Source organism: Mesorhizobium sp. M7A.F.Ca.CA.002.05.1.1 (genome assembly GCF_003998335.1).
GTDB lineage: Bacteria > Pseudomonadota > Alphaproteobacteria > Rhizobiales > Rhizobiaceae > Mesorhizobium.
The window spans coordinates 1-8,141 of sequence record NZ_RZQI01000188.1; the positions used below are offsets into that span (position 1 = coordinate 1).

Genomic DNA, 8,141 nt, shown 5'->3' on the forward strand with positions numbered 1-8,141 from the left:
GCAAGCGCCTCGGCGTTCTGCTGCACCAGTGCGCCGGCGATGGTGACAGGCGCCATGGCGCCCGACAGGGTGAACGGCGTCACGACGACGACCTGGCCCTTGCTCGACATCTGGATGATGCCTTCCATCATCGGCACGTCGAGCTTGAGCGGCGAATTCGTGTTGATGATGGTGAAGACGGACGGCTCTTCCAGCATCTGCTCGTGGCTGATGCCGCGCGCGATCCTGGCGATCTCGATGCCGTCGACATTGCGTTCCTTGCCGAGCGAATAGATGTGGAACACCTTGTCGGTGAGCACGCTGAGATCGCGGATGCATTCGAGGTGGCGGACGGACGGATGGATATCGGTCGGCTCGACCGGGTAGCCGCCCGTGCAGTTCAGGATGTTGTGCATCTGCGCGAGCTTTAAGAAATTGCGGTAGTCCTGCTGGTTGCCGGGCCGGCGGCCGCGATCGATGTCGGAGCAATTGGGCGCCGACGCCATCATCGAGATGATCACATTGTTGCCGCCAAAGCGCACATTGTGCGCCGGATTGCGGGCATGGATGGTGAACTCCGACGGGCAGTGCGACACCAGTTCGAGGATCATGTCGCTGTCGAAGCGCACCCGCTCGCTGCCGTCGCGCACATCGGCGCCATGCGCCTTCATGATGCTGCGGGCTTCGTCATGCAGCACATCGACGCCGATTTCCCTGAGCACGCGCAGGGAGGCGAGGTGGATCGATTCCAGCTCGTCGTCGGAGACCAGCCTGGTCGGCGTCAGCGGGTTTTTCAGCTGGCGGAAAGCCGGCTGCTCGAACGCGGCCGAGCCGCCGGCGCGCTTTCCGGCGCGGCCACCGCGACGGGCGCGGTCGGTGGCCAATGCCGGTTCCAAGGGTTGTAGGGCGGCGGTCATGATGGTCCTCGTAGGATGCGATAGCGGGCGGCATAATGGACCGGCGGCTGTCCAGCCATTGCGGAGGCGGCGACCACTAGGGCGAGGGAAGCGACATGCCGGAACGGCAGTTGCGCGGCCACGACATCGGCCTGATCCCGCCGCCTCGTTGGCGCAAGCGGATTTCGCCGGGCGGCCCTTCCTTTGCCTGGATCGAACCGATAGCTACTCGGGCTTGCCGGCCGGATGGCCAGCAATTCACATGGATGGCAGCATGGTTGCGACCGGCTCGAACGAAGGCGAAGCAGGAACGCAGTGGGCAGCGCTTGCCGGCGTCACCGCGGCACTTGCGATGTTCGGCGCGGCGCAGGGGTTGAGTTCGCCGCTGTTCACGCTGCTGATGCAGAAACAAGGCATGTCGCCAGCGCTGATCGGCTTGTCGGCGGCGATGATGCCGCTCGGGCTGATCCTTTCGGCTTCTTTCGTGCCCGCGGCTGTGCGGCTTGTCGGTGCACGCAACCTGGCGGTCGGCTGCTCGCTGATCGGCGCGCTCTGCTTCCTGGGTATCGGCTATCTGCAGGACTGGGTGGCCTGGTTCGTCATCCGCTTCATCATCGGCGTCGTCATCAACCCGCTCTACATCCTCGGCGAGGTGTGGGCACTGTCGCTGGCGCCGCCATCGCGGCGCGGCAGGGTGATGGGCGTGTTCAACACGCTAATGGGCGCCGGCTACGCCGCCGGACCATTCGCGCTGACCCTGCTCGGTACGTCGGGCTGGGCGCCCTTCATGGTCGGCGTCGCCGGTTTCGCGCTCTGCGCGGTGATCCTGCACGCGGTCTCGTCTAAGCTGACCGGTTTCGAGGATGACGACCAGCCTGCCAGCGGCCTTGTCGGCTTTGCCAAGGTGGCGCCGGCGCTGCTGCTTGCCGTGCTTGTCTCGGCGGCGGTCCAGCAGAGCACCTATGCGCTGGTCCCGGTCTTCGGCGCCAGCTACGGCTTGGCGGAAGCCGTTCTGGCCTCGCTGGTGATGGCGCTTTCCCTCGGCAACATCCTGCTGCAGATACCACTCGGCCTTCTGGCGGAGCGTTTTGGCGGCCGCGCCATGATCATCGTCTGCGCGCTGGCAACAACCGTTTGCGCGCTTTTGCTGCCTTTGCTGATCACAACGCCGTTGATCTGGGTCGTGCTGCTGGTGATGGGCGCGGTCGGTTACGGCGTCTACACCATGGCATTGGTCGAACTCGGCAGCCGGTTCAAGGGCTCTGTGCTGGTCGCCGGCAACGCTGCCTTTGCACTGATGTGGGGCGTCGGTGGCATCGTCGGCCCACCCGGTGCCGGCGTGCTCATGCAAGGCATCGGCCCGCTCGGGCTGCCGGTCGTGATCGCCGGCCTCGACGCGGTGCTGGTGATGTTCGCGCTGTATCGGTCGTCCGTGCGCCGAGCTTCCTGACGAGCCCAACCTCCTGACCGGCCCAACTTCCTGACAGGCCCAACTTCCTGACAGGCCCAACCTCCTGACAGGCATTGTCTGGAGCAAGCGGTTTTCGCCTCCCAGGGGCTTACCACCACGTTGCTCAATCGCTAATCCTGCAGCCTCGATAGCGGTGCGCACAATGAATTTGGTTGAATCGAACAAGGACGAGACGATGCAGTGGGCGGCGATCACCGGTGTGATCGCGACCGTCTCGGTGTTCGCCATCGCGCAAGGGTTGTCCTATCCGCTGCTGAGTTTCATCCTGCAGCGCCAGGGCGTTTCGCCAGCGATGATCGGCCTGTCGGCGGCCATGACGCCGATTGGTTTCATCCTGTCGTCGCCATTGATCCCGGCGCTGGCCCGCCGGTTCGGGGCAGGGCGCACAGCGCTTACCTGTGCGGCGCTTTCGGCTGTCGTGCTGGCGCTGATCGGCTGGACGCAGAATGTCTATCTGTGGTTTCCCCTGCGCTTCCTGATCGGTGTGGTGACCAACCCGCTCTATGTGCTGAGCGAGATCTGGGTCATCGCGCTGGCGCCGCCGGCGCGGCGAGGGCGCGTCATGGGTGTCTATTCGACGATCATCTCGGCCGGTTTCGCGGCCGGGCCGCTATGCCTGCTTGCAGTCGGCACTGAGGGCTGGCCGCCCTTCCTCGTCGGCATCTCCGCCTTCGTGCTGTGCGGCATCTGCCTGGGCTTGGTGCTGCCGCGCTTGCCCAAGGTCGACGAGGCCGGGCATCAAGTTTCCGTCCTGGGTTTCGTGCCGCTGGCGTGGCTGCTTTTGTTTGCCGTCATAGTCGCCGCCGGTTTCGAACAGGGCGCGCTGGCGCTGCTGCCTGTCTATGGCACCCATCACGGCATTACCGAAACCCGCATGTCGGCGCTGCTGTCGGTGATGATTGCCGGCAATATCGCCATGCAGGTGCCGCTAGGCCTGCTGGCGGAAAGGCTTTCCGCGCGCCTGGTGCGGCTTGCCTGCGTCGCGATCACGGTGCTCGGCTGCGTCCTGCTTCCGCTTCTCATCGAGTCGCCGCTGATCTGGCCAATGATCTTTGTCTGGGGTGCGGTTTCCTACGGCATCTACACGATGTCGATCATCGAGCTCGGCGAACGCTTCACCGGCTCCGCACTGGTTGCCGGCAATGCGGCCTTTTCCTTGATGTGGGGCGTCGGCGGTATCGCCGTGCCGCCGCTGGCGGGCGGCGCCATGGATATTCTGGGTGCCGGCGGGCTGCCGATCACGCTTGGGCTGCTGTGCCTGGCGCTGGCTATTGCTAGCCTCGCTGGTGGGCGGAAAGCCTCAATTGTGCGCTGAGCATAGTGAATATCGATACGGCCTATCCGCGTTGGCTTTTTCAAAGCAACGCGTTTATCGGAGACCTCATGACCAAGCCTTCCACCCAGACGCCGAATTCCACCCTCTCGACCGACGATCCCTTTCTCTGGCTGGAGGACAGGACAGCCATACAGTCATTGGACTGGGTACATCGCCAGAACGAGATCACGGTTGGTGAATTGCAGGGCGATCCGTCCTACCAGGCGTCGTTCCAGACCGCGCTCGACCTGATGACGGCCGAGGACAACATTGCGGTCGGCGCTGCGTTGAAAGGCCATGTCTACAATTTCTGGCAGGACAAGACCAATGTGCTCGGCCTCTGGCGCCGCACGACGGTCGCTTCCTACAAGACCGAGAAACCCGACTGGGAAACAATCGTCGACTTCGACCAGCTTGCGGCGAAGGAGGGGATCAAATGGGTGTTCAGCGGCGCCAGCCGGCTCTATCCGGACTTCAACCTTTGCCTTGTCTCGATGTCGCCGGATGGCGGTGACGCGAGCGAGATGCGCGAGTTCGACATTGCGACCAAGTCGTTTGTCCACGGTGGGTTTCGCGCGCCCGCTTCCAAGTCGGGCTTCAGCTGGCTGGATAAGGACACCGTGATTGTTTCCGCCGCTTTCGACGAGGCCGACAAGACCGAGTCCGGCTATCCGCGAGTCATAAAGCTGTGGAAGCGCGATACCAAGCTGGAAGACGCGACGCCGATCTTCGAGGCGCAGAAAGAGGATCTCGCCGTTGGTGCCGCTGTCGAGTACGACGGTGACAGACGCTATCTGGTCCTGGCTCGAACGCTGAATTTCTTCGCTTCGCACATCTTCCTTCGGCTGCCTTCCGGCGAAAACAAACAGCTGCCGCTACCGGACGACATGACCGATACGGCAATATTCAGGGATCAGCTCGTGTTCGGCGTGCGCAGTCCATGGACGTCGCCCGACGGCACGGTTTGCAAGCCCGACGGCCTCTATTCGCTGGATCTGGCGCACTGGGTCGAGACCGGCGCGCTCGGATCTGTCGAAACCTTGTTCGAGCCGGCATATCGCGTTTCCATCGCCGGCATGGCCCGCACGCAGGACCGGCTGTTCATCAGCCTGATGGACAATGTGCGCGGCAAGGTCGTCGTCTGCGAGCGCAAGGATGGCAACTGGTCGCTGAAACCGGTGGCGCTGCCCGAAAATGGCAATGTCGGCATCAGCCATGCCGAGCAGTTCGGCTCGACCGTGTCCTTTTCCTTCACCGATTTCCTGACCCCGAGTGCGATCATCTGGTCTGACGACAATGGCGAGACGCTCGCTACCGTGAAGTCGCAGCCGGCGCGTTTCGATGCCTCGCCGCTCATCTCGGAACAGTTCGAGGCGCGCTCCAAGGACGGCACGATGATCCCTTATTTTGTCGTCAGGCGGCGCGATCAGAAGGGGCCGGTGCCGACGCTGCTTTACGGCTATGGCGGTTTCGAAGTGCCGCTGCTGCCCGGCTATGCCGGCGTGCGCGGGAGGCTATGGCTGGAAAAGGGCAATGCCTATGTGCAGGCCTGCATCCGCGGCGGCGGCGAGTTCGGCCCGGCCTGGCATCAAGCGGCGCTCAAGGGCAATCGCCAAAACGGATTCGACGATTTCGCAGCGGTCGCGCAGGACGTCGTCAAGCGCGGCATCGCGACAGCAAGCTCACTCGGCATCCAGGGTGGTTCGAATGGCGGCTTGCTGACCGGCGTTTCCTTGACGCAGCATCCCGAGCTATTCGGCGCCGTCATCATCGAGGTGCCGCTGCTCGACATGCTGCGTTACGCCGAATTGCCGCCTGGCGCCTCGTGGATGGCCGAATATGGCGATCCGTCGAAACCCGAAGACGCGAAATGGCTTTCAGCCTACTCGCCCTACCAGCATGTCGACGCCGCTGCCGCCTATCCGCCGGTGCTGCTGACCACATCGACCGCTGACGATCGGGTCCATCCCGGCCATGCGCGTAAGATGGCCGCCCGCCTGCAGGAAGCCGGCCATGCCAGGACGCTGTTCTTCGAGGAGACCGAGGGTGGTCATGGCGGGCGTGGCGACCGCCGGCCGCAGGCGGCGCAGACGGCGATGAAATATGTCTTCCTGCAGAGGGCGCTGACAGCCAAGGCCTAGACTCATTCCGTTATGGGCCAAGCAAAGGGTGGTTCTCCTCGACCAGCCTTTGCTCTAAGGTGCCAGCCATGGCTCTCGTCAGGATGTTGGTTGGCGCATTTGAGGCTCGCGCATTGCGGGTCGCGGTGACGCCGTCACCGCGTACGCTGCGCGCCGAGCTTTTGCGGCTGTGCGCCCGCATCGGCTATTCGCCACCTCTCTGCCTCTGAAGCATTCGCCCCGGCTTGCCGGATAGAATCCAGAGGGAAGATCAGACATGACCTATCAGAATTATTCGCTGAAGCAGCTTCAGCAGATCGACGCCGCGCATCATCTGCATCCGTTCACCGACCACAAGGAAATGCGCGGGGCCGGGTCGCGCATCATCACCCATGCCAATGGCCCTTTTATCTACGATTCCGAGGGGGCTGAAATCCTCGATGGCATGGCCGGGCTGTGGTGCGTCAACATCGGCTATGGCCGTGACGAGCTGGCCGAGGCCGCCTATGCCCAGATGAAGGAACTGCCTTATTACAACTCCTTCTTCAAATGCTCGACGCCGACGCCAGTGCTGCTGTCCAAGAAGCTGGCGGAGATCGCGCCAAAGCACGTCAACCAGGTGTTCTATGGTTCGTCGGGCTCGGAGGCCAACGACACGGCACTGCGTCTCGTGCGCCACTATTGGGTGCTGGAAGGCCAGCCGGAGAAGAACCGCATCATCTCGCGCAAGATGGCCTATCACGGCTCGACCGTTGCCGGCACCTCGCTCGGCGGCATGGATGGTATGCACAAGCAGCTCAACGGTGCGGTGCCCAACATCGTCCATGTGATGATGCCCTACGCCTATGAACTGGCGCTGCCGGGAGAGAGCGACCATGATTTCGGCCTGCGCGCGGCCGGGGCTGTCGAGGAGGCGATCCTCGAAGCCGGCGCCGACAAGGTTGCCGCCTTTATCGGCGAGCCGGTCATGGGGGCCGGTGGCGTGAAGATACCGCCGGCGAGCTACTGGCCGGAAGTGCAGCGCATCTGCCGCAAATACGATGTCCTGCTGATGCTGGACGAGGTCATCACCGGCTATGGCCGCACCGGCGAGTGGTTCGCTGCCCAGACGCTCGGTATCGAGCCCGATACGATCACCACCGCCAAGGCTCTGACCTCGGGCTATCAGCCGCTGTCGGCATTGCTGGTCGGCGACCGCATCGCCTCGACGCTGGTCGAGAAGGGCGGCGAGTTCAATCACGGCTACACCTATTCCGGCCACCCGGTGGCCTGCGCCGTGGCGCTGAAGAACCTCGAGATCATCGAGCGCGAAGGGCTGGTCGACCGCGTCCGGAACGACACCGGCCCTTACTTCGCCAAGGCGTTGCAGGAGCGCATCGCCGGACATGATCTGGTCGGCGAGGTGCGTTCGATCGGACTGATGGGCGCGATCGAGATCGTCAAGGACAAGGCGACCAAGGAGCGGTTCCTGCCGGCTGGAAGTGCGGCGGTAACCGTGCGGGATCATGCCATCGCGCACGGCATGATGCTGCGCGCCACCGGTGACACGATGATCCTGTCGCCGCCGTTGATCTGGACCCGTGATACGATCGATATGGCCTGCGATCGCATCTCGAAGGCGTTGGATCTGGCGCAAGCCGACCTGCGCAAGCGGTAGAACTCGACCCCTCGGCTGGGCGCTCCTCGGCGGGAGCGCCCAGCCTTGAGGCCATGCTGACGCGGGGAGCGAACGAATTCCACTACAAGCGCGTAGTGTGTGGGGCTGCGGCTGATTCGGCCGCGACAAGGGGTTTTGTTTCCATGAGAAAGACCGGCAAGAGCCGACGGACGCAAGAAGCGGCCAGCATCGGCGGCGACCTGATGCTGGCGCCGCTGGTGGCGATGATGCGGCTGCCGTTGATGGCCATGGATGGCGGGAGCAGTCAGCCATGGAGCACGGAGACCGCGCGTGCGGTAAACGAGAAGACCGCCGCTATGGCCGAAGGCGTGTTTGCGGCGCAAATGTCCTTCCTGCAATCGGCATCGCGGTTCTGGCCGGAAATCTTTTCCGGCCGCACGCCATCGCTGTTCAACGGGGTCGCGGCGGAGCGCTCGATCAGCGCCGCGCTGAAGCCGGCAAGCCGTGCCGTGAAAGCGAATTTTCGCCGGCTATCCAACAAGACCTGACAGAAGTTGCAGAACTTTGATTTTGCGCATTGACGGGCTCATGCGCTAGAATCAGTCGGTACGTCACCGATGGGGGACACGATGGCCGGACAACCGCTCAACCAGCCGGCTGAAATTCCAGCCGAACTCGACCGCTGGAACTGGGGCGCTTTCTTCCTCAACTGGATCTGGGGCATCGGCAACAGCACTTTCAT

The 8,141-nt window shown here is 63.4% G+C and carries 7 protein-coding genes; 6 read left to right on the forward strand and 1 reads right to left on the reverse strand.

Annotation, left to right across the window (positions count from 1 at the left end; all coding sequences use genetic code 11):
- Positions 1-896, reverse strand: an 896-nt coding sequence (locus EN939_RS12300) for a trimethylamine methyltransferase family protein (protein ID WP_206528282.1), incomplete at its 3' end; no start/stop codon positions are given.
- 253 nt (positions 897-1,149) lie between these two features.
- Between EN939_RS12300 and EN939_RS12305 the strand changes: the two genes are divergently transcribed.
- The 6 genes from EN939_RS12305 (at position 1,150) to EN939_RS12330 (ending at position 7,947) form a co-directional block, all read left to right on the forward strand.
- The gene (locus EN939_RS12305) at positions 1,150-2,325 is read left to right on the forward strand and encodes an MFS transporter (RefSeq protein WP_127268230.1); all 1,176 of its coding nucleotides are present in this window, start codon (positions 1,150-1,152) and stop codon (positions 2,323-2,325) included.
- Between the two features lie 163 nt (positions 2,326-2,488).
- Positions 2,489-3,661 (forward strand): MFS transporter, encoded by a 1,173-nt coding sequence (locus tag EN939_RS12310; protein WP_127268231.1) that lies wholly within the window; start codon positions 2,489-2,491, stop codon positions 3,659-3,661.
- Between the two features lie 68 nt (positions 3,662-3,729).
- Positions 3,730-5,802 carry a prolyl oligopeptidase family serine peptidase gene (locus tag EN939_RS12315; protein ID WP_127268232.1) on the forward strand — a complete coding sequence of 691 codons (2,073 nt, stop codon included), beginning with the start codon at positions 3,730-3,732 and terminating at the stop codon, positions 5,800-5,802.
- Between the two features lie 68 nt (positions 5,803-5,870).
- Positions 5,871-6,011, forward strand: coding sequence for a capsid protein (locus tag EN939_RS12320; RefSeq protein ID WP_127268233.1), 141 nt, complete (start codon positions 5,871-5,873; stop codon positions 6,009-6,011).
- A gap of 47 nt (positions 6,012-6,058) precedes the next feature.
- Positions 6,059-7,438, forward strand: a complete 1,380-nt coding sequence (locus EN939_RS12325; RefSeq protein WP_127268234.1) for an aspartate aminotransferase family protein — start codon at positions 6,059-6,061, stop codon at positions 7,436-7,438.
- Positions 7,439-7,581: 143 nt separating this feature from the next.
- Positions 7,582-7,947 (forward strand): hypothetical protein, encoded by a 366-nt coding sequence (locus EN939_RS12330; RefSeq protein ID WP_127268235.1) that lies wholly within the window; start codon positions 7,582-7,584, stop codon positions 7,945-7,947.
- The last annotated feature ends 194 nt before the right edge of the window (positions 7,948-8,141 follow it).